This is a genomic window from Haloarcula sp. Atlit-7R (assembly GCF_003666065.1).
GTDB lineage: Archaea > Halobacteriota > Halobacteria > Halobacteriales > Haloarculaceae > Haloarcula > Haloarcula taiwanensis.
The window spans coordinates 55,913-82,039 of record NZ_QXIK01000006.1; the positions used below are offsets into that span (position 1 = coordinate 55,913).

The following is a 26,127-nucleotide window of genomic DNA, read 5'->3' on the forward strand; positions in this document are numbered from 1 at the left end:
GCCCCACCAGAATGCGGCAGTCGGTGGGAACGACGGCAGCGTCACCCGCCGCGGGGTCCACAGAAACGGCATCGACGGCATGCGTCACAACTCATCGATGATTTCGCTGGCGAACGTCGTTATCGCCGCCTGTGGCTCCGCCGCTCGAAGGCCAACGATAACGTGGTCAAGGCCATAGTCATCGAGTCGCCTGAAGTACTCCCGGAACCATTCGACGCCGGCCCGGTATCCCAGATGGAGCGGTTCGGGTTCGGCCGTCGGGTCAGCAGCGAACGCAACCTGAACGGCAATCGTGAACGGCTTCTCGGGTGCGTGACTTCGCCACGTGTCGAGATACGACGCCAGGGTCGACTCTGGGAGGTGATAGAATATCCAGCCGTCGCCGTTCTCGGCAATCCACTCCGTGGACTGTCTGGCGTTCCCGGTCGGAAAGACCGGGAGCGTGTCCGTCGTCGGCTTCGGGAGGACATCCAGTTCGCCGTCGATGTGGCCCCAGGAGCCGTCGAGCGTGGGGTATTCCTCACGCCAGAGGGCACGAAGCGCGGCAACGCTTTCGCGGACGAGATGCCCCCGGTTGTCGGGGTCGACACCGAACGCCGGATACTCCGGGTCGCGGTCGCCCGAGGCAACACCAAGCACGAGACGGCCGTCGGAGAGCCGGTCGACAGATGCGGCCGACTTCGCCACGTGGATGGGATGGCGAAGCGGGAGCACGACACTCGCGGTACCGAGCGCCACCGACTCAGTGTGAGCACCGATGTGAGACAGCAGCGACCATGGGTCGAAGGCCCCGCCTGCGTCCCCAAATCGCGGCCAGTACGTCGGCACATCTCGTGCCCAGAGCGCGTCGAAACCAACCGCTTCGGCGTGGCTTGCGAGCCGGAGTTCCATGTCGATATCCGGCGTCGACTCCTGTTCGCCTGTGAGCGGGAATCCGAGACCGAACGAGAGTCCATCCTGCTCGTACAGTCGGCGATAACCGGCGTTCGCGTGGTCCACAGCAGTCATCAACCACACTTCTCGCTGGAGGCGTATTTGCACACGGATGGGGTGCCCACTACGCGCCGTCGTCAGGGGTATCAACCGTCACTGTTCCTCCCCGTTCGTTTCGTGGGAGCTGCCAGTCGATATTTTCCGCGCGCTTCGGGAACGACGGCTTCGCAACGACTTCCAGCGTGCGGTCGGCGGCCGCCGACGTAACGGGCGCAGCAATCATCAGTCGGGCCACGTCGGCCCGCGAGACGCTGCCCCAGAGCTTCGCTCCGGGCTCGGCGACGGAGACGGTGTCAGTTCGCGGCCCGTTGGTAAGCACGCCCGGTCGGAGGACCGTGTGCCGAACCGGGGCCTCACGGATCGCGGCCTCGGCTTCTGCTTTGGCTCGTTGAATCGGCTGAATGACGACATCAAACGCCGCTGCGAGCGGACTGGCTGGCTCGTCACCGACGCCGATAGCGGATTCCATGACGAACGCCTCGACGCCGGCGTCGACAGCCGCATCGAGCAGATTGATCGTCCCCGCGCCGTCGACGTACTCGTCCCGGGACCAGACGTCCGTGATGTTCGAGCCGACCGCGCTCAGGACGACATCAACGTCAGAGAGCGCATCGGTCAGCGCAGTCGGGTTCAGCAAATCGTCGACGACAACCTCGTCAGCGCCGGCCGCCTGCAGGTCGTCTGTTTTTGCCGGTGTGCTGGTCAGTGCCCGGACCGTCGGCACGCGCGAACTGAGCAATCGGAGCGTCGCTCGCCCGGTTCCGCCGCTGGCTCCGGCGACAAACACGGTCTGCACATCAGAAGGGTCCATGTCACAGCTAGGGGCTGCCCGTACATGATTGGCCGGGCCTGTGTCACCTGTTGACTTGCTCAGTCGTCACACGGCGGCGTCTGCTTTGGGGCGGTGTCCTCGAACCGTCGATAGAGCCTGCGCAGTTCCATCCGAATCGTCACACGCTCGATGAGAGCAAAGCCCGCAACGACGACGAGGAAGCCCACGAACGTCCACAGCGACACCGACGAGCCAAGTAGTACCCATCCCATGAGCGCGGCGAAGATCGGGACGACATACGCGACCAGATTCGCGCGAACCGGGCCGATGCGTTTGATGAGGCCGAAGTAGATGGCGTACGCGACCGCTGTCGACGGGATGCCCACAGCGACGATGCTCGCAATCGTTGCAGGCCCGATGCCGATCACGGCTGTGGGCGGCTCCCCGACCAGCAGGCTCGCAATGTGGAGGAGTACCGCACCGACGGCCATCGCCCACGCCGTCAGCGGTGTACTGTCCATCTGCGGGCTGACACGCTGGAGGAGGACGCTGCCCAGAGCAACGGCCGCGGCCGCACCGAGGACCAGAAGTTGCCCGATAGCGCTCGCATCAGTGAACGTCGACGGCGACGGCTGCACGATGATGATAACGCCGCTCAGCGCGATTCCGATACCGACCGCACCGAGCCACGACAGGCGGTCGCCAAGCAGCCACCAGGCGAACACGGGGGCAAGTATCGGGTTCAGGCCGTACATAACAGACGCCGCCGCGGGCGTCGTCGTGCCTTGACCCAGGAACAACAATCCGTTGTTGAGCGCGATGAGGAACAGCGCCGCCATCCCGATGCTCACGAAGTCGCCGCGAGTCTGCGGTAACCACGTCGACCGGGGCCGGGTAGCGACGATGTAGCCAAGCAGCGTCACCGCTGCCAGGTCAAACCGGAGGCCGGCAAACAGCACCGGTGGCAGCTCACGGAGTCCGGTTTTTATCGCGACGAACGAACCGCCAAACAGTACCGCAAGCAGGACAAACAGCGCACTGTCACGATAGCGGGCCGGGATTGAGGGGCGCTCAGTGACCGCGGACCGCAGCATAGGCCAGGTCAGTTGGACCACCCATTAAAACGAAAATATCTCATTACCTGTTCAATGGGTCGAAATGTGAAGAGGGCTGTGGGAGACGTGGTGTCACGGACCGACAGCCGATTTGGACTTCCCGACCAGGAAACGCCGGCGTCGACTCAGTCCCACGCGGCCGGCGCGAAGTCCGGGTCAACGCGTCGGTCGACAGTATCGATACTGTCGATACGGTCGATTTCGGCGTCCGTCAGCGACAGGTCGAGGCTCGTCAGGTTGTCGGTGATGTGAGCTTCGCTCGTGGCCTTCGGAATCGCCGTCACGCCCTTCTCGCGGAGCCAGGCGAGGCTGACCTGCGCCTCGCTGGCGTCGTGGTCGTCGGCGATGGCTTCGATGACATCGTGGCCGAACACCTCACCGCGTGCCAGCGGGGAGTACGCGACCAGTTCATAGTCCTGTTCGGCCGCGTGCTCGCGCAGCTCCGACTGCTGGAGGAACGGATGGACCTCGACCTGATTTGCGAACACCGGCGCGTCGAGGACGTCCATCGCCGTTTCGACGTGGTTCGGTTCGAAGTTCGAGACGCCGACGTTGTCGATGAGGCCACGGTCGACGAGTTCATCGAACGCCGGGAGTGTGTCCTCAGGTTCGTACTCGCGTGCCGGCCAGTGGACGTACAGCAGGTCAACAGAATCGACACCGAGTTTGTCGAGGCTCTCCTCGGTCGTTTCTATCACGTCGTCGTGTGAGAGATTCGAGATCCATACTTTCGTCGCCAGAAAAATATCGTCACGCTCGACGTCAGCCGCGGCAATTCCGTCACCAACGGCGCTTTCGTTGTCGTAGACCTGTGCAGTGTCGATATGTCGGTAGCCGGCCTCCAGAGCCGTCCGAACGCTCTCAGCACACTGTTTTGCGTCGTCGTTCTGCCAGGTGCCGAGACCGAGCATCGGCATGCCGCTCGCTCGCGGGCCGCCTGTCGGGGACTGTTGTTTCGTCATATCCGATATCCGGTGCTTGCGATTTTAAGACGTTTTGAAGACGGCGTGGAAAACCGCCTGTGTAACGGGGGCGCGGGCATTCAGAACCCATAGGTCCCGAACAGCCAGAGCGCGGCGACGGGCGACGCGGCAAGGAGAACACCGAGGACCACCGTCCCGAGGACCGCGTTCAGCCCTATCTCGGCGAGCGGGCTGTCGTATCGCCACAGCTGAACGACGACGTAGACGGCGGCGACGGCCGCGCCGCCGAGCGTCAGGAACGGCGGCACCCCGAGTCCTGGAAACTGTACCGCCTGTAGTGGGTTCGAGCCGCTCGAAACCGCGAAGTCGATGCCGACGGCGACAGCGCCGACGGCGGTGGCTGCGACGACGTACGAGACGCCGGCGACGGCGTGGCGGAGCGCCGCGGTTAGCGAGAACGGCTCGCCGGCGGCGGGAGCCGCGTAGCTCCCCAGTCCGGCGTAGAGGAACGGAACGGTCAGGACGGCAACGGCGACGGCGTACGGGAGGACCGACGAGACGGCGACGATGAGTACTGCTACGGTCAGCGCGTACGTGCGGGCGGTCGCTTCCCCGAGCACCAGCGGCGGGACGAAAGTTACGGTACCCGCAACCAGAGCGAACAGACAGATGGGGAGAGAGTAGGGCCGGAACCGACCGACGTAGCGCTGGAGGGACACGTCGGAGCGGTTCCGTACCCAGCTGTATAGGTGTTGCTACCCCGCGTGGAAAGCGGGACGAGGCCCCGGCATCATCAGCCAGACTGTTTATACGGCCGGGCAGATTTGACCCTGTATGACAGATTTCGGACTACAGGTGCGGATGCTGGTGGTCGGTGCGATTCTGTTCGCGTTCTACGTGTTCGCCGGCACGGCGCTGTCGGTGCTGTTGGGCCTGCCGCTCGTCCCGGTGCTTCTCGTCGGCATCCTCGTCGTGCCAGCGATCCAGTACAAGCTCGGGAAGTGGCTGGCACTCCGTGGTGCGGAAGATATGCCGGACGACCAGCGGTTCGGCTACGTTCACCAGATGGTTCGCCGGCTCTGCAGAGACATGAATGTCGAGGAGCCACGGCTGATGGTGATGGACATGGGCGTCCCCAACGCCTTTGCGGTTGGGCGGAAGGGTGCAGGCGTCGTCGTCGTGTCAAGCGAACTGATGCAACTCCTCGACGATGACGAACTGGAAGGTGTCATCGCACACGAACTGGCCCACATCAAGAACCGGGACGTCATCACGATGGTCGTGGGCCAGTCCATCGGGATGCTCGTCGGCTACGTCGCCTACTTCGCGGTGCTGTTCGGCGGCGAGCGCAACATCGGCTCCTGGCTCCTGGCGATGGTCGCCTCCTCGCTGGCGAACGCACTGGTCATGGTGTTCGTGCTTGCCATCTCCCGCTACCGCGAGTACGTTGCCGACGCGGACGCTCGCCGCGCTATCGGCACCGGCGAGCCGCTGGCCCGGGCGCTCGAAAAGATTTCTCGCGGTGCCGAAGGACGCGAATCGACAGTCGAGGACAGCATGAACGCCCTCTGTATCTTCAACGCCGACAAGGGGCTGTTCGAGCGGCTGTTCTCGACCCACCCGCCGACGGAGAAGCGCATCCAGCGGCTCCGCTCTTGAGCGCTGACGGGTCTACCGTCTTCTTCGAATCACCGACACTGTCTCGGAGGTCTCTCGGTCTGATTGTGTTAGCGAATGTCGGCAGAGAGATAGCTGCTAACTGGCCGTTTATCAGCATCGAGCCGAAAGTAACGCTATGTCCGACACGATGCAAGCGGCGGTTGTGCCTGAGCCAGGGGCAGACTTCGAGGTCGTCGAGCGGGACATCCCCGACCCGGACGACGGCGAGGTACGAGTCGCAGTGGACGCCTGTGGCATCTGTCACAGCGACGTGTACGCGAAAGAAGGGACCTATCCGGGCGTCTCCTATCCGCGGGTTCCCGGCCACGAGGTGGCGGGTCGCATCGACGCCGTCGGCGACGCTGTCGACGCCTGGGACGTGGGCGACAGGGTCGGCGTCGGCTGGCACGGCGGCCACTGTTCGACGTGTGATCAGTGTCGCCGGGGGAACTTCCTCCAGTGTGAAAACGGCGACATTACCGGGCTAAGCTACGACGGTGGGTACGCGGAGTACATGACCGCACCATCGGAGGCGCTCGCGAAGATTCCGGAATCACTTGATGCGGCGGCCGCGGCACCACTGCTCTGTGCGGGCGTGACAACGTTCAACGCGCTCCGAAACAGTGATGCGAACGTCGGTGACCTCGTCGCCGTGCAGGGTGTCGGCGGCCTCGGTCACCTCGGCATCCAGTATGCACACGCAGCCGGCTTCGAGACGGCCGCCATCTCCCGGACGCCGGAGAAGGAATCGCTAGCGAAAGAGCTGGGAGCCGACCACTTCATCGACGCGGCGGAGACGGATGCCGGCCAGCGACTGCAAGAGCTGGGCGGGGCCGACGTGGTGCTGGCGACGGCACCATCGAGTGACGCGATCAGTTCAATCGTCAGCGGAGTCGGTGTCGATGGCTCTGTCGTCGTCGTCGGTGTTCCCGGCGAGCCGGTTGAAGTGAGCGCACAGCAACTCGTCCAGAGTCGGGGCGCTGTCGAGGGCTGGGCCTCCGGACACGCGCGGGACTCACAGGACACGCTGGAGTTCAGTTCGCTCCGCGACATCGCGCCGGAGATAGAGACCTACCCGCTCGAGGACGTTAGTGAAGCGTACGGGCGGATGATCGACAACGAAGCGCGGTTCCGAGCCGTGCTTGAACTGTAATCAGGCAGGTCCAGTACCGGCTGGAGCGGGGCTCTGGCGTACGGTCATAGTTACGATCCCGCTTCCCGTCGTGATTTACCGGAGAGCAACGCCTTTGTCCGTGGGTCAAGAACCCGTATTCAATGGACGGCACCGCCGACGACCGCGTCTATTACGTCATCAGCGATCTTCACATCGGCGGCGACGAGCAGCTAGAGGAAGTGGAATTTCTCGACGAACTGCTCGATTTTCTGACCCGGTTAGAAACCACCGACGAGGACGCCGAGTTGCTCATTAACGGAGACGCGTTCGGGCTATGGGAGTTTACCGGTATGTCGGGACTGGAGAAGTTCGACGCCCTCGAAGAGACCTATCCGACCCTGTTCGAGCAGTTGCGAAAGACCGGCGAGAACATCGAGATAACCCTGATTCCGGGGAATCACGACCACGAACTCGCAGCCTACGACGAGTACGTGGAGCGGTTCGCGGCGTACAACGTCACTCTCGTCCAGTCGAAGTCGGTTACCCGGCCGGTTGGTGACAAGGCCATCCACCTCGAACACGGTAATCAGCAGGACCCAAACAACCGTATCGAGGACTGGGGCGACACCAACGTGACGCCGCTTGGCTACTACTACAACACACTTGTCACGAGCCGGGCCGGTCAGCTCTCAGACCGGGGCCGGTACAACTGGCTCAAGGATGTCCAGGCTGTGACGCCGACGGAGCGGGTTCCGGTGTGGATGCTCTCGAAGTACTTCTATCGCGAGATGAACCCCTTGCTTCGGTATGCGCTGGTACCGTTCCTCTTGCTGTTCAATATCAGCGCACTCCTGGCGATTCTGGCAGCGCTGAATCTCCTCGGCGTCTGGTCCGCGCCGGTCGAAACGACGACATCGTTTCTGGGCCAGTTCGGTACGGTCGGCACCGCCATCTGGGTGCTGCTTGTCGTGAATGCGTCGCTCGCCGGCCTTCTGCTGCTCGTTGGCATCCCGTTGTATCTGCTGCGCCGGGACATCAAGAAGACAATCAACCGCTTCGGGGTCTTCGAAACTGACCTGACAGTCGACACCCAGACGCCATACAGGGAAGCCGCCCAGGAAGTGTTCGAAGAAAAGGAAGACGTTGTTGTCTTCTGCTACGGCCACACACACCGGCCGAGCGTACAGTCGGTCGACGGCGGCTTGGTCGTCAACACCGGGACCTGGCTCAAACGCCTTCACCGTCGGGACGGCATTATCGGGCTTCTGCCCCCGGTGTTTTACCCCTCCTACCAGCTCTGTGCGGTGCGCATCACCGCCAAAGGCAGGCAGGTGGTCGTCGATTACGAGGAGGTTCAGAAACCGAGTCCCAGCCCGGAGGAGTTGACACTCACCGAGCGGCTGCTGACAGTCGGTCGGAGACCCAACCCCGAGCTTCCGGAGCGTGCGGTCGTAGAAACCGAGCAGTCGGTGCCTCCGCCGGAGCCTGCTGAGTGAAAATTAGACCGAACGAAGCGCGATGGCTGCGGCAGTGAACCGATAGAGCGGAGTCTCGGCACCGCATTGTTGCTGAGTCTACTGAGAGGGGTCGTTCATACCTTCGTGTGTGATTGAGACCTATCGAGCGTCTGACGCCGGGTAAGCGTTCGCTCCCGAAACGGAGATTCGTGCAGAAAAGTCTATTACATACGACTGTAATGGCTACGTATGAGCAATACCGCGGACGATGGTCAGGCTGACGGGTCGCCACCGTCCACGGCAGAGTTCACACCGGAGCGAGTGCTCTCGGTGTTTCAAGACCGGACGGACCAAGCGAAGCCGTTGACGGCAACCGATGTGATGGACGCGCTCGGCTGTTCCCGGAAGACGGCACACAACAAGCTCGACATACTCGTGGAGCGAGGGGAGCTGGAAACGCGAAAAGTCGGCGCACGGAGTCGGGTCTGGTGGATCCCGTTCTCCCAGCTCGTCGGCCCAGGCACGGAACCACAACGGGACCGCGAGCCACCAGTCGAGCACAGTATCGCCGATGCGGACCTACCGGGGACGGGGGATACACTGGACGACCGACGTACGGCGTTGCGGGCCGCGTACGATTATCTTCGTGAAAACCCTGATACCGATGCCGGAAAACTCATTACCGAGGTGTTTCAGGAACATCCGGCGGGCTACAAAACCGCTGACGAGTGGTGGGACGCAATCGGACCCGCTCTAGAGGACCTCCCACAGGTTGACCTGGCTGCCGACCACGAGCACGTCTGGCACTACGTCGGTGGGTGAGTTCATCGATGCCAGAGGAAAAGCCGACGGAACAGTCGGACGTAGCAGACGAGACGGAGTCAGAGACAGAGGAGGTGTACGCCTCTCGCAAAGAGCAGCGGTATCCTATCTCATCGTACACCCCGGTCGCATACGACAATCTCGAAGCGGCACCGGAGAGTGATGCCCATCCGGACACGGGAACAGGCGGGCGGTTCAGAGAACTCTCGTTGCCGAAGGTGCCGAAGCTCCGCCACGTCGTCGGCCCCAGCGCAATCATGCTCGGGGCGTCGCTCGGGAGCGGTGAAACGCTGTTCTGGCCGCATCTGGTCGCCAGCTACGGGTGGGGACTGTACTGGCTGTTCCTCGTGGCTGTCAGCCTCCACTTTATCATCAACACCGAGATACAGCGGTGGACACTTGCGACCGGTGAGAGCGTGTTTCGGGCGTTCGAGCGGGTTCATCCGGTCCTCCCGCTGGCCATGCTACTGGGCGGGTTCGTCAGTCTCGGCTGGCCGGGCTGGGCCGCAAGCGCCGCACGAATCGGGGCCGAAGGGCTCGCACTCGGTACGTATGACTTCGCCGGCGTCGACATCGTCGGCTGGCGACTGTTCGGTATCGGGCTCATGGTGTTCATCTGGATTACCTACCAGGTGACGCCGCTGATGTACAATGTCGTCGAGAGCCTCCAGCTTGTTCTGGTGGCACTGTCCATCGCGTTTACACTGTTGCTGTTCGTGCTCATCGGGTCAGTGGACGTGCTGTTTGGCGTTCCAGGAAGTCTGACAGAAGTCGGGGACTACTCGCCGGTCGGGACCATCGCCGTGCTGGTCGGGGCGCTGGCCTACGCCGGGGCTGGCGGCTACCTCAACCTCTCACAGAGCCTCTGGATACGCGAGAAAGGGTATGGAATGGGCCGGTATCAGGGCCGGATCAAGAACCCCTTCGCCGGCGACGACCCCGAAACCGTCCACGAAGACGGGTTCACGTTCACCCCGGACACGCAGAACCTCAAACGCTGGCGGGGCTGGTGGCGCGTGACACAGCTCGAACACCTCTTGACCTTCCTGCTTGGTCTCCTTCTGGTCACGACGATACTGGTCGTCATCGCCGTGTCGCAGGCACCGGGGACGACGAGTGACGCAGTAGATATGTGGCTCATCGAGATCGCGCCATCGGTCGGCGGGGTCACGACGAGCGTCATCTACGTCACGCTGTTTCTCGCCCTGTTCACAACCGAATACGCGATCATCGAGTCGTTCGTCCGGAACAGTTCCGATATTATCTACGAGCTGTACGGCCGAGAAGCGGGCTGGAGTCTGCCGCGGCTGTTCTGGGGATTGCTGACTGTCTTCTGTGGCTGGGGCGTGCTCATTCTCAGCCTGCCGATATCGATATCCGACCCCTTCGGACTCCTGGTCGTTGGGGCGGCGATGTCCGGGTTGTTGATGTGGCCCTACATCGTCATCGTACAGCTCGTCAACACGGTCCGGCTCCCGGAGCATACGATGCCGGGCTGGGGGCGCATCGTCGCGATGTGGGTCGCTGCCGCGTTCTTCGGCTATTTCAGCGTCCTCTTGATTGGCACGGGGCTGACGACACGACTGGGATTGCGGGTGTTCACCGTCCAGCCAGCCGTACTCGGCAGTGGACCGGGAGGGTACGTCCTCTGGGCAGTCTTCCTGCTCGTCCAGCTGTACACGATGTATCGAGTCGGACGTGCGAAGGTCGCGGCAGACGGAACGGTCGCTGATGCGGCCGCTGCGAAAGGGTGGTTCTCGTGACCGACGAACTCCGCGTCCACTTGCACTATACGATGCGAGGATCGTACCCGCTTCGGCTGGTCGACGTGTTGTTCTGTACGGAACGAGCCTACTTCGTCGAGTACGATTATCTTACCCCCGTCGACCTGGTGTTCGGATCGCCGGGTCAGCGGGCCGCCGCGTTCGCCTCACGGGTGGTCGAAGAGGGCGTCCCGGCGGCCATCGAGACAGCCGAACAGGTCGACACGCAGTCATACGACACACTCGACAGTGTCGATATCCACACTGGTGGCCGAGTCGGTCGGCCGAAAATCACAGCACGGCCCCGAACAGACTCCGCAACGACTCTTCGCGTCCACGGCCAGTTCGACGCCGAACCGTTCACACAGGCGCTTCGGTCAACGGTAGACGGGCACGACGTCACCGTCAGACAAAGGGACGGTATCGGGTTCTGACTGCAGACGGAGGTATCACCAGGCACCCGGTTACCGTATCGCCGCCGCGACCATCTCGATTGGGTGGGGCGGTTCCGCGTCGCCGTCGCCGAAATCGTCTATCTGAGACCGACAGGACGCGCCGGGTGCGACGACCTGTTCGGCCGGCGAGTCATCTATCTGGCCCAGCAGGAGGTCAGCGATGGCCTCGCTCATTGAGTAGTGTTCGGCCTCGTAACCGAAGGAGCCGGCCATGCCACAACAGCCCGAATCCAGCGGGTCCACATCGTAGCCGGCCCGCCGGAGGACGCCGACGGCGTGATGGTCCTTCTTCGTCGCCTTCTGGTGGCAGTGGCCGTGGTACGCTAGCGAGTCGCCAGCGTCACCGAAGGAGATAGCCTCCCCTAGCCGGTACGTGTCGATGTACTCGCAGACGCCGTACGTGTTCTCTGCGACGGCGTCGACGTCGTCGCCGGAAAGGAGGTCCCGATAGTCGACCTGGTACATCACCGCGTCGGAGGGTTCGATAGTGACAACGTCCCAGCCCTCACGGATTCGCGGCGCGAGCGCGTCCACGTTTGCCCGTGCCGTCTCGCGAGCGTGGTCCAGCATACTCTTGGAGAACGCGGGCCGACCGCTGTCTGTCACGTCGTCTGGCATGACGACGTGGACGCCCGCCGCCTCAAGCACTTCTACGGCCGCTTTCCCGACATCGGGGTGGCTGTAGTTCGTGTACGGGTCGGCGAGCAAGAGCGCCTTCCGGTCGGCTCTGCTCGCCGCGACAAGCGCCCCGCCGCGGTCGGCCCACCAGTCCCGGAACGTGGTCCGGTGGAAGGCAGGCAGGGTGCGCTCTTCCGTGATGCCGACCGTTTTCTCCATGAGACGGCCCGCCCCCGGCAGGTCCATCAGCCAGTTCGACACTGGAGCGAATGCACTCCCGAGCGAGAGCACCGTCTCGACGTTGGCGAACAGCCGATCTCGCAGTGAGATGCCCTCGCGCTGGTGGTGTTCGTGGACCACCTCGGCTTTGAGCTTCGCCATGTCGACGCCGCTCGGACAGTCCTTCTTGCAGCCTTTACAGCCGATACAGAGGTCCAGCACCTCGGTGACGAACTCCTCGTCGGTGGGGTCCTCGGGGAGGTCGCCGTCCATCGCCGACCGGAGCATGTTGGCCCGGCCGCGGGTGCTGGTGATTTCCTCCTCGGCGGCGCGGTATGTCGGACACATGACGCCGCCGGTGGTCTCCTGGTGGCCGGTACAGCCCGCACACCCGTGACAGAGTTCCACCATCCCCTGGAACCCGTTGTCGTTGTCCCACTCCAGCGTGGGCTCGAAGCCCGCGTCGAAGGCGTAATCGGGGTCGTACCGGAGGTTCTCGGCCGGGTCGTGGTCGCCACAGATGTTCCCCGGGTTCAGCCGCCAGTCGGGGTCGAACGCCGATTTCAGGTCGCGGAACGTTTCCCAGAGGTCGTCGCCGTACAGTTTGCGGTTCCACTGGGTCCGGGCGCGGCCGTCACCGTGTTCGCCGGAGACGGAGCCGTCGTACTGGACGACGAGGTCCGTGATGGCGTCGGAGATGGCCTCCATGGTCTCGATACCGTCCTCGGATTTCAGGTTCAACAGCGGCCTGATGTGCAGGACGCCGGGGCCGGCGTGGGCGTAGTAGGAGGCGAAGGTGTCGTGCTCGTCGAACAACTCCCGGATATCGGCGACGTACTCCGGGAGGTTCTCGGCCGGGACCGCCGTGTCCTCGACGAACGGCCAGTGCTTGTCGTCGCCCGTTCGGGACAGCAGAATCGGCAGCCCGGCTTTGCGCATCTTCCAGAACTTCGCCTGCCGGTCCGCGTCGTACGCCTCCAGCGCGTCGACAGCGTGAACAGGGGCGTCGGTGGCGGAAGCGGCCCCGTCACGCGGCGATTCTCGTGCTTCGTAGCCCGGAAGCCGGTCGGCGAGCAGGTCGGCGACTTTCTGGGCCCCGTCGTCTGGCGAATCGGCGTAGAACTCGACGAGCAGCGTCGAGTCGGTCTCCTCGGGGAGCATGCCGACAACGTCAGCGAACTCCGGCGTCTCCGCCGCGAGGTCCAGCAATACGTCGTCCATCACCTCGACGGCCGAGGGGTCGTGGTCCAGAATCGGGTCGACATCCCGCATCGCCGAGATGATATCGTCGTAGGTCAGCATGGCGACGGCCGTGGCCTCGGGGACGGGTTCCAGCGAGACCGTCGCCTCCGTGACGACCGCCAGCGTCCCCTCGCTCCCCGCGAGCAGACGGGCGAGGTTGACCTCGCCGCGCTCTCTGGCGTTGTCGACCAGTTCGTCCAGGTTGTACCCGGAGACGTTGCGCTTGAGGTCCGGATACCGGGCGTCTATCGCGTCGGCGTCCTCCGAGATGATCTTAGCGACTTCGGCGTAAATCCGGGTTTCAAGGTCGGCGTCGGGGCCGGCCTCGGCCGCTCGCGCTTCGAGGTCGTCGACGTCGACCCAGCCGAAGGTCGTCCGGGTGCCGTCCGCGAGGACGACCTCACACTCTTCGATATAGGCGTCTGTCTTGCCGTATTTCAGCGAGTGCGCGCCGGTCGTGTTGTTCCCGATTGCACCGCCGAGAACGCTCTTGTCCCCCCACGCAGGGTCCGGCGCAAACTTCAGGCCGTGGGGTTCGAGTCGGTCGTTGAGTCGAGCAATCGTGATGCCTACCTGCGCACGGACCTGTTCGGCCTCCGGGTCAACCGACAGCGGTTCGTCCATGTGCCGCTTGAAATCGAGGACGACCGCCTCGTTTACCGACTGTCCGGCGAGACTGGTCCCGCCGCCCCGTGGGAGGACCGGAATATCCTCCTCGGCGCAGTACTCCATCACCGCGACCACATCGTCGGTCGAGACCGGCGAGACGACGCCGATTGGGAGCTGTTCGTAGGCACTCGCGTCGGTCGCGAACAGTTCCCGGGTGTACGCGTCGAAGCGTACGTCGCCGTCAACGCGGCGCTCTAAGGCCGCAACGAGGTCCGGCCGGTTGACGCTGTCGCCCTGGTAGTCGTAGTTCGCGCTCGGGTCTGTCGCCGGGTCGTGCTGTTGGGGGGGTCGGGAGTCGTATGCCATGAGTAAGAACGGAAGAGGAGTCGAGTTAGAACGCGCCCGGTGCCACGACGTAGGCCAGGATGAGCGTCAGTATGCCCGTGAACACGCCGTAGTACAGTACCGGAATCAGTTCGAGGCGGATGACGCGTCCCTCCTCGCCGATGAGGCCGACCACGGTGAGAGCGGCCACGACGTTGTGAATCGCGATGAGGTTACCGATTGCGCCACCGACCGCCTGTGCGGCGACGATGATCTGCGTCGGCGCACCGATCTGCTGGGCAGCCTGGAACTGGAACAGCCCGAACAGGATGTCGCTGACCGTATTCGAGCCAGCGATGAACGCGCCGAACGCACCGATGAAGCCCGAGAAGAACGGGAACATCTGGCCGGTCGTGTTCGCAGTAATCTCCGACAGCAGTCCGAGCATCCCGGAGTTGATCGGCGCAGTCTCCAGCACGACGGCACTGCCGGTCCGTTGCATGATCATAACCGTGGCAACTGCGAACCACAGCGCGACGACGGCTGGTGCGATGTTTCGGAGTGCCTCACTCCACGAGGCTTTGATACCGTCAGTGTCCATCCCGTGGAGCGCGTAGGTGATCACCGCGACCAGCACGAAGAGGCTCCCGGGGAGGTAGAACAGCTCGACGCCCTCCGAGAACGGCGTGCCGAGGATGTTGTTCCACATAAGAACGCCGGTGGTCGCCAGGAACTCCTGAACCGGACCGACGACACGAGTCACGACGAGCAGCGCAGCCACGAGGAGGTACGGCAGCCAGGCCATCCCCAGCGACATATCCTGCGAGTGAGATTCTTCGAACGTTGCCGTGCCACCGTCGGCTGCAACCGTGCCTTCCCGGCTGTCGCCCGTAGTGGTGCCGACACCCTCTCCGGGTTCGATGCTACCGATCCAGTGGTCCGGCCACTGGTCCTGTGGACCGAAGTCCCACTCATCGTCGGGAAGGAAGTAGCCAGCTCGGAGCGTCGTCGTAACGACGAGGAGCCCGACCATCGCACCCAGCAGTCCCGGGAACGTTGGACCGAGGAAGTACGCGGTCGCGACGTAGGGAATTGCGAAAGACGCCCACGCGAAGAGACACAGCGGCAGGACTTCGAGCGCGGGCTTAATCGACCGCTCTTCGCCGAAGAAGCGGGTCATCATCGCCACGCCGATAAAGGGGATGGCGATGCCGACGATAGCGTGGATTATCGCCGCCCACACACCGATTTGTGCGACGTACGCGCCGATGCTCTCGAAGCCGCCCTGCTGGACCACCTGCTGTGCCGCACCGGTCCCCTCAGCGAACACCACGTCGCGGAGACCGATAATCAGCGGCGTACCGACCGCGCCGAAGGTGATTGCGAGGATGTTCCCCGTGAGCGCGACGACCACGGCGGCGAGCGGCGGGAAACCGAGGCCGACCAGCAGCGGGCCGACGATAGCCGCTGGCGTCCCGAAGCCGGCTGCACCCTCAATGAACGACCCCATGAGGAACACGAGCAGGATGACCTGTACGCGCCGGTCGTCGCTAATCGAGGAGAACCCAGCATTGATCACCTCGAAGGCACCGGACTGTTTCAGCGTGTACAGGAGGAGTATCGCCCCGAAGACGATAACAAGGATTCTGGTCGCTGTCAGCGCGCCACGTATCGACGCGGCGGCGATGAGCGTCGGCGACATCTGCCAGCCGACGAAGGCGGCGATAGCCGCCACCGCCCACGCGATTGGCATTGTCCGTGTCGCAGGCTGGTACAGGCCAACCATCAGCACCGCAATCGTCGCCAGCGGGAGTAGTGCCATGAGCACCAGTGTGTGCTCAGACATCGCGCGTCACCCCCGAGAAACGATGGCGGGCTCTCATTTCGGAACCACCTCGGTACACAACTCTATCGCTCGAAACCTTCCGAGACAGCGGTTTCTGATGGAATGCATCAGTCACGTCGTCTAGCAGGGAGTATATATACCTATCTACTGTTTACATTATAGTCTATTCAGATTAGCGTCGAAACGGGAGCGAGAGACGTTGATACAACAAAAATCAGGGAGTGTTTTGTACAAACCTCCGAAATCGGATACAGTCGTGTGTATCCGGTATAGCAGTTCTTTACGCCGGGATTTCACTCGACTGTACTCTTGGTGAAGCGCCATACAGTCGTCTGTATTTGACGGTTTCAGGGCGACATTCGCGGTCCTGTGGATGGGGTTGGAGAGCGAGTCGCAGTGGCGCTCAGCGTCGGGGTCGTCATAGCCACTGTCGAGCGGAGCTGGCGCGCGCTCGCGAACCGGACACGCAGCGCTGAGCTACACAGAGAGGTATCTGAGGTGCACAGCGGTACTGTAGAGAGTCCCTCAGCGAACAGTCGCGGAGACGAGACCGTATCGCGTTCGCTCGTCGTACGGATTGCCGCTTGGCGAACGCCGTTACGGCGGAGGTGGAAACCACGAGTATGACACGCGTCACAGTCTGGAACGAGTACGTTCACGAGCAGGAACACGAAGCAGTCGCAGACCTGTACCCCGATGGAATTCACGGCGCTATCGCCTCAGCCCTGGAAGAGCGCGGATTCGACGCGGAAACCGCGACACTCCAAGAACCCGAGCACGGTCTCACCGAGGATGTACTGGCAGAAACGGACGTGCTTACCTGGTGGGGACACGCCGCACACGACCAGGTCGCTGACGAAGTGGTCGCCCGGGTGAAAGAGGGGGTCCTCGACGGCATGGGACTCATCGTCCTCCACTCGGGCCACTACTCGAAGATATTCCGCGAGCTGATGGGGACGACCTGCAGCCTGAAGTGGCGCGAGGCCGCCGAAACCGAGCGGTTATGGGTCGTCGAACCCGGCCATCCAATCGCCGATGGGGTCGGCGAGTACATCGAACTCCCGGAGACCGAGATGTACGGCGAGCGCTTCGACATCCCCGCGCCGGACACGCTCGTGTTCAACTCCTGGTTCGAGGGCGGCGAGGTGTTCCGGTCGGGATGTTGCTACCGCCGCGGCGCAGGTCGTATTTTCTACTTCCGGCCGGGCCACGAGACCTATCCGATTTACCACGACGAAGCGGTCCAGCAGGTCCTCGCCAATGCCTGCGAGTGGGCCGCGGCAGGGGACGGACCGGAACCGTCGTTTGGCAACGCCGACCCCATCGAAGACATCGACGAAAGCGACGAGCGGTCGGTCCACTGATTTCAGCCTCGCGTACAGCCGAATCGTGTGTAACAGGTGTTTGATTTCGTTCTATTACATTGTATACGCACAGCAATGGACTCGATGCGGTCACTGTGGAAACACGGGCTGTGGTTTCGCTCGCCACCGTTCAGCACTTCCTGTGTGCTCTACATCGAGCTGTATTCCCGTCTGAAGTGTCGATTCGGGGCGGTCGAACAGCGGCTCAAACGATGTCCCGACCGGCGACAGCACTCGCCATCGGTACGCGCCCCAGTGCGTTCCGACTCGAATACGACACCATCGCCAATAGAATCGGTAACGACAGCAGGCACGGCACAACACCGGTCAGCCTGCTCGTGATACGTATATACCGTCCTGCTGGCGAGTCGGCAATCAAGGACCTGTGTTCTCACGTCGCAGAACAGCAGGGTCCGTCGAGACACTCGTTACAGCGTTCAGCATCGAGAAACACGTCATCGAACGCAGCGATGGCGTCAGCGGGACTGTCAACATGGTCGATACGCCAGAGGGCGTTTTCAGTCACGGTACACGTGGCGTTCCGAAGTCGTACCCTCGGATACTCCTGAAACAGGTCCATCACTTGATCAGCACCCGCAGCGAACCTGAGGGTGAACGCGACCTCCTTCATACCAGCTTCACGGCTCTGTGATGTCATAGTGAATCAGTGGATAATGCTAGCTGTCGTCTTCAGAACCTCAGACCGGCTGTAGTGGCTGGTATCGGTCGCAGTAGCGTAGAGTACGCACTTGGGTAGAGTCAGGAGATGTGAGGTTACCTATCGTCGAATACAGTCTGTGTTCGCCGGCCAGTGGCCAGCGACACAGTGTCCGGTGGGTAGTAGTGAGATAGGCCTGCCCGAACTCGCTTCGAGGCCTATGCTTCGGGGCCGAACATCTCGTCCGCGTCGGCGGGGGTATCGAAGTCGTGGAAGTGCTCTCCCTTCTCCTTCGTGAGGATATTCAGCGCTGCGGCCGCGCCGTCTCCGGCAGAGATGACGGCCTGCCACTCCTCGGCTCGGACCATACCCCCCGTCGCGTAGGCGTCGTTGACGCTCGTCTCCATCGTCACGTCCACGTCAACGGTATCCTCGTCGGTCATGTCACAGCCGAGCGACGCAGCGAGGTCACGGTTGGCCCCCGTCGCGAGGACGAGATACGCCGCTTGGTACGTGTCATCTTCGGTGGTGACCTCGAATCCGGCGTCAGTTTGCTGTACGTCGGTCACCTCTGTACCCTGCTTTCGGTCGACGCCGAAGCTATCGACCTGTGACCGGGCGGTTTCCATGAACGCGGAGCCGTCTTGGGACCCGACCCCGAGATAGTTGAACAGGTGTGCTTTGTGCATCCACGTCCCGTCAGTGTCGAAGACCGTCGTCTCCAGTCCGTTTTTTTGTGCGAACAGTGCCGCACTCAGGCCGGCGGGGCCGCCGCCGACAATGTGAATGTCTGTCATGTTTCTGCATTTCTATTCGCTCACTGGTAATTGTTTTCATCCAATGAAAACGGCCAGTCGGATTTGGTGCGCAGTATGAGAACGGTTTTGCACAGCCGACCCGAAGCACGCCCATGCGCGCAGCCATCTACCGTGGCCCTGGTGAGATTACCGTCGAAGAGGTCCCCCGGCCGGAGATTGAATCGCCGACCGACGCGATTGTACGCGTGACACATACCGCTGTCTGTGGCTCCGACCTGTGGTTCTATCGCGGCCAGAGCGACCGTGAGGAAGGCTCACGCGTCGGCCACGAGCCGATGGGTATCGTCGAGGAGGTCGGCGACGATGTGCGCTCTGTCGAACCCGGCGACCGGGTGTTCGCCCCGTTCGTTATCAGCTGTGGCCGGTGTGAATTCTGTCGGAAGGGCCTGCATACGTCCTGTGTCAACGGCGATTCGTGGGGCGGCGAAAACGGCGGCGGGCAGGGTGAGTACGTCCGAGCGCCGGAAGCCGACGGGACGCTGGTCCGCGTTCCCGACCGTCACGCCGACGACGAGGACACGCTGGAAGCGATTCTGCCCCTGACAGATGTTATGGGCACCGGCCACCACGCGGCGGTGAGCGCCGGTGTCAGTGAAGGCGACACCTGTATTGTTGTCGGCGACGGTGCCGTTGGACTGTGCGGGGTGCTGGCGGCACGCCGCCTAGGTGCAGAACGCATCATTGCGATGGGCCACCACGACGACCGCCTCGAACTCGCCGAGTCGTTCGGTGCGACAGAGACCATCGCCGCACGCGGCCAAGAGGCCGTGGACGCCGCGGACGACATGACCAACGGCGGTGCAAACCACGTCCTCGAGTGTGTCGGTGCGGCTTCAGCAATGGAGACTGCCATCGATGTCTGTCGCCCGGGCGGGACCGTCGGCTACGTCGGCGTCCCGCACGGGCTCGATGACTCCGGATTAGATATGTTTTCGCTATTCGGTGATAACATCGGGCTCAACGGCGGCGTCGCACCGGTTCGTGCCTACGCTGACGACCTGCTGGCCGATGTGTTGCAGGGCACGCTCGACCCGTCACCGATCTTCACGAAAACAGTCGATCTCGACGGCGTTCCCGACGGGTATCGGGCGATGGACGAGCGCGAGGCGATCAAGGTTCTCGTCAAGTTGTAGTCGGTCTGTGGTGACTGACAGTCATGCGAACCGCGGGATGGTTCGCTAAACGGTACGGCTAGTTCTAGACGACTCACACGGCCGAAGCTCCGGCACAAACGGTGTTCTCCCGTGGCGAGTTCCCCGTAATCGACAGACCCAGCTAGACGAGCTTTCCACACGAACGACAGCGCGGGCGGCCAGCCGACGGGTCATACGCCAGCGCAACGTCGTTGCAATGACGGCAGTATCGGTCGGAGCCAGTGGTGTAGGAATGCGTGTTCCCTTCGTGTACTAACATATGTGAGATGATGGCATGGTGGTATAAATTCTTTCTGGACAAACAGACTGTTATACCCTTATATACCATATATACTGGCAGTGATTGCTATAGTTGTAGACCATTCATCCAGATATGTGGGTATCGATCTCAATACAGTTACGCAAGCCGGTTCTAAGAGTGTGGGGGAGAGCGGTTAGATTTCGCCGTTGATGATGGCTGCCACTCGCTGTCGGTCGAACAGTTGCTCCTGGTCCGAGGTAGTACCGAGGCCGTGCCACTCGCCGAACGTCTCAGGGTAGAACTGTTTGGCGGCGGCTTCCGTCTGAAACAGATTAATAATCGGTCCCTGATACGAAGTCCCACCGCGGTAGAGTCGGTCATTCTGAACCGCTGAGAGTTGCTGACCAATAGGGTCTTCTCGCATCGTGGCCATTCGGTCCTCGAACTCCTCGGTCGAAACGTGCGAGAAGCCGTACTGGAACAGGAGGATGTCGGGGTCGACATCGAGGAGTTGCTCGTAGTCCCACTCGGCGTAGCTCCCGTCGATAACTTCGTCGAACGCACCGCGCATCCCAAGGTCACGGTACTGCTTGTGCCCGTTTCCATCGTGGACGGGATAAGCGTAGAACGACCCGCCTTCGAAGTCGGAGTTGATCGAGAGCAGACCGACTGTTGGCCGTTCGTTTTCAGGCGGCAGCCCGTTGTTGATTTCAGTGAGCAGCGAATCGTGGAGGTCAGCAAACGCCGCGTAGCGTTCGCGTTCCTGGAACGCATCGGCGATTCGGTCGAAGGCCTCGTACAGCGAGTAGTACCGGTAATCGTGCCAGTCGTCGTTCCGTCGCCGGATGCTGTTCCCGACGATCGGGCCGATGTTGGTTCTGACCTCAGTGAAGTCCGAATCGGACCAGGTGTCGTCAAGCACCCGGACGAAGTTCGGGTCAAACAGGTGGACATCAGAGTCCATCTCGTAGAAGGCCTCTTTGCCGATACTCCCGTCGCGCATCAGTTGTGGAATATCATCGAACGTCACGTCGACGTTCGGGATGGCGTCGAAGAACGCCATCGGCCAGTTCTCAGTGAATATCAGCCCCGCAAGACCCTCAAGTTGCCCCAGCGCGATAGCCATGTCCCCGTAGGTGCTGAAGTAGGCCATCCACCGCTCAGGAGCCGAGTCGAACTGTACCTCGCCCATCGGCTCCATCGACACCGTGTACGAGTCCGCTGCAGTCGGTGTCGTCGCGTCGGGGTTTGCAGTAACTGTCGACGCGTCACTGTCTGTCGATTCCGGCGTCGACTGTGAGTCGGCATCGCCGGTACAGCCGGCGAGCAGCCCACCACTGATGACCGCCCCGCCGTATTTCAGATAGTCTCTGCGCGTCCGTGCGTCGGTTGTCGTGTCGTTATCACTCATGCTTCAAATGCTCCGTTGATGATGTCTGCGACCCGCTGGCGGTCGAACAGCTGTTCCTCGGGCGGAATCTCAGGGTACGGCCCCGAAGTGTAGGTCGGCCACTCGCCGAACTGCTCGGGATACAGTTGCTTAGCCGTCATCTCCAGTTGGAAGAGGTGCAGTATCGGGCCCTGATATCTCGCCCCCTGTGGGTAAATCCGGTCGTTCTGTACGGCCGTAATCTCCGACCCGACCGGGTCAGATTTGAACGCTTCCCGTCGCTCCGGAAGGCTCGTACTCGGTTCGAACCCGCCGAGGTGCAAGATTACATCCGGGTCGGCCTCAAGTAGGGTTTCGAAGTCGACCACAGAGTTCGTTTCGACCGACCCCTCGAAGGCGTCTCGTGCCCCGAATGGGCGGGTATGCGCGGTCAGGAATCCGGGGTTGTCAAGCGTATAAGCGTAGATCTCGTCGAGGTCAGCCGCGGCGAGCATCACTGCCGACGGCCGCTCCGACTCGGGCGGCAGATTCGCGTCGATAGTCGAGCGCATCTCGTCGTGGATCGCCGCAAGCGCCTCGTAGCGGGCCTGTTCCTGAAACGCCTCGGCCACGAGTTCGAACTGCTCCCAGAGGGTGTAGTACTCGTAGTCAGCCCACCCGGACGGGGGTTCGGCGTGCCGGTCGCTCAGTGAGTTGCCGAACCATGGTGAGACGTTGGTGGCGACCTCCTCGAAGTCCTCCCGGTCCCAGTTGTCCTGTTTGGCGATCCAGGCCGGGTCTGCCAGATGGATATCGCTGTCCAGTTCGTACAGTTTCTCCTTGCTCGGCTTCCACGAGGAGTACAGTCCGGTCCAGTCCAGCGACACCCCCGGAAGTCGGTCGACGAACTGGTTCCAGAGCCCGTTATAATATTCAGGGGCGTGCATTGCCGTGACGGTATCCCCACGCCCCAGCGCGAATGCCATGTCGGCGTGGTGTGTGAGCCGCGTAAAGACGGTCTCCGGTGGCGAGTCGAAGGTCACCGCTCCCATCGGTGACATCGACACAGAGTACGAACCGTCGACCGTGTGGGTGTCCGTCTCCGCTCCGGACGCCGTTTCTGTGGCCCCCTGCTCGGCGTCACTGGTACATCCCGCAAGCAACCCGGCGGTGAGAACCGTTCCCCCGTACTTCACATACTCTCTCCGCGTCGGTGTCTCGGCGTCTGTAGCGTCGCCAGCCATTATTTTAGGCTGACCTAAAAAACATATAATTGTTCCGATTTGCCGACCCAGAACAGTCGATAGCAAACGCCGTCTAGCGTCCGTTTCAAGATTCCGTCATTCTAACCGCGGTGGCAAGGTGGTCTCTGTAGCTCTATTCGGCAACGACTTCCTCAGCACGGTCCGAGTCGGCAGAATCGTCACCAGCAGTGTGTTCGTCACCGTCGTGGCGGGGACGGATCGGATTCACGCGTGGGCCGTGTGGCGTGGCCGTGACCTCTGCTTCGATCTCGAAAACGCCCGCGAGTAGTTGTTCGGTGACGACATCCTCTGGCCGTCCCCGTGCCTGAATCTCGCCGTCTTTGAGTGCGACCATCCGGTCGGCGAGGCGAGCCGCCTGCTCGATATCGTGCAGGACGACAACGATGGTAATGTCACTCTCGTCCCGGAGCGTTTCGATTATCTCCATCACCTCAAGCTGGTGGTGCAGGTCGAGAAACGTCGTCGGCTCATCGAGCAACAGCACGTCGGTGTCCTGTGCAAGGACCATTGCGATCCAGGCGAGCTGTTTCTGGCCCCCACTGAGGCTGCCGACTTCGCGCTCACGGATGTGTCCACAGCCGGCCAGATCAATCGCCCGCTCGACAGCAGCCTCGTCTTCTTCGGTGACGCTGTCGAAGAACCCGCGGTGTGGGTAGCGACCGTGATACACCAGATCCTCGACCGATATGCTGCTCGGCGACGTACTCTCCTGAGAGAGGAGGCCGAGTTTTCGGGCAATCGCTTTGGTCTCAAGCGTCTGGATGTCTTGTCCGTCGAGCAGTACAGATCCGGCGTCGGGTTGGAGCTGATTTGCGAGCCCTTTCAGCAACGTGCTCTTGCCGGACCCGTTCGGGCCGACGAGCGCTGTCACGGCCCCCGGTTTAGCGGAAATCGACTCGCCGTCGATGACCGGGTCATCCGCACTGGAGTACGAAAGCACCACATCGTCGCCGACCAGCGGCCGGTCCCGGCGGGCTGACTGGGGCCCAGCAGCGGTGTCGTTGGTCGAGGCGATACCGTCCGAGTTCGAGTTGTTCTGTGGCATTAGATCTCACCCATCTGTTCCTGTCGCCGCATCAGATAGAGGAAGTACGGGCCGCCGACGACGCCGGTGACGACGCCGACCGGAACCTGCGCGGGGTTCAGGGCCAGCCGCGCACCGACATCTGCGACGACCATCAGCGCCGGCCCAACGAACACGCAACCGATGAGGAGCCGGCGGTAGTCGCTCCCGACGATGAGTCGGACGATGTGAGGCACTACGAGGCCGAAGAACCCGATGATTCCCGCGACGGAGATCGCCGTGCTGGCCGCCAGAATGGCGACTCCAGAAAGCAGGAACCGAACCCGCTCGACACTCATCCCGAGCGAGCGCGCGGTCTCCTCGCCGAGCAGGAGGAGGTTCAGTTGGCGTGCGCCGGCCAGCGCGAGTAGTGTCGCAGCCATCGTCGGGATGATAGCGATTCGGAACTCTTCCCAGCCGACGCCGGTAAGCGAGCCGGTAATCCATGCCAGTGCTGACTGAACAACGCCCAGATCGTCGGCGAAAAAGAACAGTCCCCGCTGGAGGGAGGTAAACACCATGTTGACGATGACACCGGCAAGGACCAGTCTGACCGGGCTCGTTCCGCCCTTCCACGCGATCATATACACAAGCAGGAACGCGATGGAACCACCGACCGCGGCAAACAGCGGGAGGAACGGGGCGAGACTACTGAACAGAACGAGGGTTAGCAGTACAGTGAGCCCCGCTCCGGAGCTCACGCCCAGGACAAACGGACTTGCCAGCTCGTTTCGCGTCACGGCCTGGAATATCGCTCCGGAGACGGCGAGACACATCCCCGTAAGCACCGCGACGATGACCCGCGGCATCCGGATGTTCCAGACGATGAGTGTCCGTTTCGGTAGTTCGGGGAGCTCGGCACCGAGGAAAAACGACTGCCACGCCTGAACACTGAACCACACCTTCGGATCGAACACGGCCTGCCACGCCTGAAGGATTGTCATCGAATACGCCCCGAAGCTCACCTGGAGCAGGCCAGCCCCAAAGGCGACAGCAATGCTTGCGACACACAGTCCGAACAGGGACCCATCGAGGGTGTCGAGCCAGGATCTGGCTTGCGACCACGCATCGGTAGCGCCCTGTGTCTCACTGGCCATTACTCGCTCACCTCCGCACGTCCGTCGCTCGCGTCGAGGTAGTCCCGGATTGTTTCGTCGTCCATCGCATCGAGGACAGCAGTCTGATCGAGCCCCGAAACGACCGCTTCGGGGTCAAGGTAGCCCGCTAGTGTTTCCTGCCCTGTTTCGGTCCGGGCGGCTATTTCGTCGGGCGTGATATACGACGACCGGCGTTCGTCGATGACCGCCTCACGGACCCGCTGGAACCGCTCCGACTCCGGCGCAACGGGGGCGTCCTCGGCGTACCGGTCGTCGAAATAGTCGACCCAGGTAGCTCGCTCAGTCCATTCATCGTCTAGCTCGGCCTCGCGACGGACCCAGTCCACACCGTCAGCGACAGCCTCCCACCAGCCGTCGTCTATTCGCACATCCGCGATCACCCGGCGGGCGACCCGCGCGCCCCGGCCGGCTGCAATGATCGCCTGCATATCCGCTTCGTCGGACGGTGACGCCACGTAGAGACCCGGAACCGGTGTCGTGCCGTCCGCGTTGGCATACTCACGGTCGAAGGTTTCGCGTTCCTCGCCGTCGTGTTCGTACGTCTCGAACATCGCCGCGTCGTCGTCTAAGCCACGCATGTACTCGCCGTCGTAGCGGGTCGCCGCGATGACACGACGAGTCGTGGCCGTCTCCTCCGCCTGCGTCTGGACTACGAACCCCTCCCCCTCATCGGTTCTGTCAAGCGATTCGACCAACTCGGAGACGACGGTACAGCCAGCGGTCTCAGCATGGTCCTGAATGCGGTCGTACAGCGTGTCGATATCAATACCGGCCGGGAAACCGAGGTAGTTTTCGAGGAAGGCACAGCGCTTGAGCGACGACCGGCCACAGTCGTAGATTGCCGTATCGAGGTCCGCTCTGGCCGTGAACACACCCGCCGCACACCCCGCCGGACCGCCCCCGACAATAATGACATCCCGGTCGAAGGTCGTCCCCGTTCGGTTCCCGACTGTCACCATAGTCACGACGCTCCGTTCGGTATCCGTGATATCGACAGCCGGCGCGGCAGTTCAGCGGTGTCGATCAGTGCGTCCAACATACTTTTTAGGGCAGCCTAAATGGATAAAGCGTTTTCGAATTTTAGGCAGACCGAACAATATGTGTGTCGTTCACAATTTCCACCAGAGCGGCACGTCCGGTGTGGTC

At 62.3% G+C, this 26,127-nt stretch carries 22 protein-coding genes; 8 read left to right on the forward strand and 14 right to left on the reverse strand.

The window, feature by feature from the left end:
* Window positions 1–84: 84 nt before the first annotated feature.
* The 5 genes from D3D01_RS13460 to D3D01_RS13480 all read right to left on the reverse strand — a co-directional run bounded on the left by D3D01_RS13460 (window position 85) and on the right by D3D01_RS13480 (window position 4,522).
* Entirely contained in the window at window positions 85–1,008 is a 924-nt protein-coding gene (locus D3D01_RS13460; RefSeq protein ID WP_121512527.1) for an LLM class oxidoreductase, read from the reverse strand.
* Window positions 1,009–1,057: 49 nt separating this feature from the next.
* Window positions 1,058–1,804 (reverse strand): NAD(P)-binding oxidoreductase, encoded by a 747-nt coding sequence (locus tag D3D01_RS13465; protein WP_121512528.1) that lies wholly within the window; start codon window positions 1,802–1,804, stop codon window positions 1,058–1,060.
* Between the two features lie 59 nt (window positions 1,805–1,863).
* Entirely contained in the window at window positions 1,864–2,859 is a 996-nt protein-coding gene (locus D3D01_RS13470) for a DMT family transporter (RefSeq protein WP_121512529.1), read from the reverse strand.
* A 146-nt stretch (window positions 2,860–3,005) separates the two neighbouring features.
* Complete coding sequence (locus tag D3D01_RS13475) at window positions 3,006–3,797, reverse strand: aldo/keto reductase (RefSeq protein WP_121512659.1); 792 nt, start codon at window positions 3,795–3,797, stop codon at window positions 3,006–3,008.
* A 125-nt stretch (window positions 3,798–3,922) separates the two neighbouring features.
* On the reverse strand, window positions 3,923–4,522 hold the full coding sequence (locus tag D3D01_RS13480; RefSeq protein WP_121512530.1) for a hypothetical protein: 600 nt from the start codon (window positions 4,520–4,522) through the stop codon (window positions 3,923–3,925).
* Window positions 4,523–4,637: 115 nt separating this feature from the next.
* Here D3D01_RS13480 and D3D01_RS13485 point away from each other — a divergent pair, with 115 nt between their 5' ends.
* The 6 genes from D3D01_RS13485 to D3D01_RS13510 all read left to right on the forward strand — a co-directional run bounded on the left by D3D01_RS13485 (window position 4,638) and on the right by D3D01_RS13510 (window position 11,052).
* Window positions 4,638–5,462, forward strand: a complete 825-nt coding sequence (locus D3D01_RS13485; RefSeq protein WP_121512531.1) for a M48 family metallopeptidase — start codon at window positions 4,638–4,640, stop codon at window positions 5,460–5,462.
* Window positions 5,463–5,610: 148 nt separating this feature from the next.
* Window positions 5,611–6,615 (forward strand): alcohol dehydrogenase, encoded by a 1,005-nt coding sequence (locus D3D01_RS13490; protein ID WP_198560274.1) that lies wholly within the window; start codon window positions 5,611–5,613, stop codon window positions 6,613–6,615.
* A 122-nt stretch (window positions 6,616–6,737) separates the two neighbouring features.
* Window positions 6,738–8,072, forward strand: a complete 1,335-nt coding sequence (locus D3D01_RS13495) for a metallophosphoesterase (protein ID WP_121512532.1) — start codon at window positions 6,738–6,740, stop codon at window positions 8,070–8,072.
* Window positions 8,073–8,282: 210 nt separating this feature from the next.
* Window positions 8,283–8,855: a helix-turn-helix transcriptional regulator gene (locus tag D3D01_RS13500; protein ID WP_101351731.1), complete on the forward strand. Its 573-nt coding sequence runs from the start codon at window positions 8,283–8,285 to the stop codon at window positions 8,853–8,855.
* 8 nt (window positions 8,856–8,863) lie between these two features.
* Window positions 8,864–10,618 carry an Nramp family divalent metal transporter gene (locus D3D01_RS13505; protein ID WP_101351730.1) on the forward strand — a complete coding sequence of 585 codons (1,755 nt, stop codon included), beginning with the start codon at window positions 8,864–8,866 and terminating at the stop codon, window positions 10,616–10,618.
* On the forward strand, window positions 10,606–11,052 hold the full coding sequence (locus D3D01_RS13510; RefSeq protein ID WP_101351729.1) for a hypothetical protein: 447 nt from the start codon (window positions 10,606–10,608) through the stop codon (window positions 11,050–11,052). The genes D3D01_RS13505 and D3D01_RS13510 overlap by 13 nt, the downstream gene beginning before the upstream one ends.
* A 30-nt stretch (window positions 11,053–11,082) precedes the next feature.
* On the opposite strand, the gene D3D01_RS13515 is transcribed toward D3D01_RS13510, so the two are convergent.
* Entirely contained in the window at window positions 11,083–14,127 is a 3,045-nt protein-coding gene (locus D3D01_RS13515; RefSeq protein ID WP_121512533.1) for an FAD-binding and (Fe-S)-binding domain-containing protein, read from the reverse strand.
* A gap of 25 nt (window positions 14,128–14,152) precedes the next feature.
* The gene (locus D3D01_RS13520) at window positions 14,153–15,931 is read right to left on the reverse strand and encodes an L-lactate permease (protein ID WP_121512534.1); all 1,779 of its coding nucleotides are present in this window, start codon (window positions 15,929–15,931) and stop codon (window positions 14,153–14,155) included.
* Between the two features lie 623 nt (window positions 15,932–16,554).
* Here D3D01_RS13520 and D3D01_RS13525 point away from each other — a divergent pair.
* Window positions 16,555–17,295: a ThuA domain-containing protein gene (locus D3D01_RS13525; RefSeq protein ID WP_121512535.1), complete on the forward strand. Its 741-nt coding sequence runs from the start codon at window positions 16,555–16,557 to the stop codon at window positions 17,293–17,295.
* 391 nt (window positions 17,296–17,686) lie between these two features.
* On the opposite strand, the gene D3D01_RS24530 is transcribed toward D3D01_RS13525, so the two are convergent.
* Window positions 17,687–17,926: a hypothetical protein gene (locus D3D01_RS24530; protein WP_233562775.1), complete on the reverse strand. Its 240-nt coding sequence runs from the start codon at window positions 17,924–17,926 to the stop codon at window positions 17,687–17,689.
* Window positions 17,927–18,171: 245 nt separating this feature from the next.
* Window positions 18,172–18,750, reverse strand: a complete 579-nt coding sequence (locus D3D01_RS13535) for an FAD-dependent oxidoreductase (protein WP_121512536.1) — start codon at window positions 18,748–18,750, stop codon at window positions 18,172–18,174.
* Window positions 18,751–18,863: 113 nt separating this feature from the next.
* On the opposite strand from D3D01_RS13535, the gene D3D01_RS13540 reads away from it, so the two are divergent.
* Window positions 18,864–19,904 (forward strand): zinc-dependent alcohol dehydrogenase family protein, encoded by a 1,041-nt coding sequence (locus D3D01_RS13540; protein WP_121512537.1) that lies wholly within the window; start codon window positions 18,864–18,866, stop codon window positions 19,902–19,904.
* A 455-nt stretch (window positions 19,905–20,359) separates the two neighbouring features.
* On the opposite strand, the gene D3D01_RS13545 is transcribed toward D3D01_RS13540, so the two are convergent.
* From D3D01_RS13545 to D3D01_RS13565, 5 genes are all read right to left on the reverse strand, one after another.
* Window positions 20,360–21,577, reverse strand: coding sequence for an ABC transporter substrate-binding protein (locus D3D01_RS13545; protein WP_101351723.1), 1,218 nt, complete (start codon window positions 21,575–21,577; stop codon window positions 20,360–20,362).
* Window positions 21,574–22,779: an ABC transporter substrate-binding protein gene (locus D3D01_RS13550; protein WP_101351722.1), complete on the reverse strand. Its 1,206-nt coding sequence runs from the start codon at window positions 22,777–22,779 to the stop codon at window positions 21,574–21,576. Before D3D01_RS13550 ends, D3D01_RS13545 begins: the two co-directional genes overlap by 4 nt.
* A gap of 133 nt (window positions 22,780–22,912) precedes the next feature.
* A complete protein-coding gene (locus D3D01_RS13555) occupies window positions 22,913–23,845 on the reverse strand; it encodes an ABC transporter ATP-binding protein (protein WP_121512538.1) in 933 nt (310 codons plus the stop codon).
* Window positions 23,845–24,960: an iron ABC transporter permease gene (locus tag D3D01_RS13560; protein WP_101351720.1), complete on the reverse strand. Its 1,116-nt coding sequence runs from the start codon at window positions 24,958–24,960 to the stop codon at window positions 23,845–23,847. Before D3D01_RS13560 ends, D3D01_RS13555 begins: the two co-directional genes overlap by 1 nt.
* Window positions 24,960–25,940: an NAD(P)/FAD-dependent oxidoreductase gene (locus D3D01_RS13565; RefSeq protein ID WP_121512539.1), complete on the reverse strand. Its 981-nt coding sequence runs from the start codon at window positions 25,938–25,940 to the stop codon at window positions 24,960–24,962. Before D3D01_RS13565 ends, D3D01_RS13560 begins: the two co-directional genes overlap by 1 nt.
* Window positions 25,941–26,127: the final 187 nt, after the last annotated feature.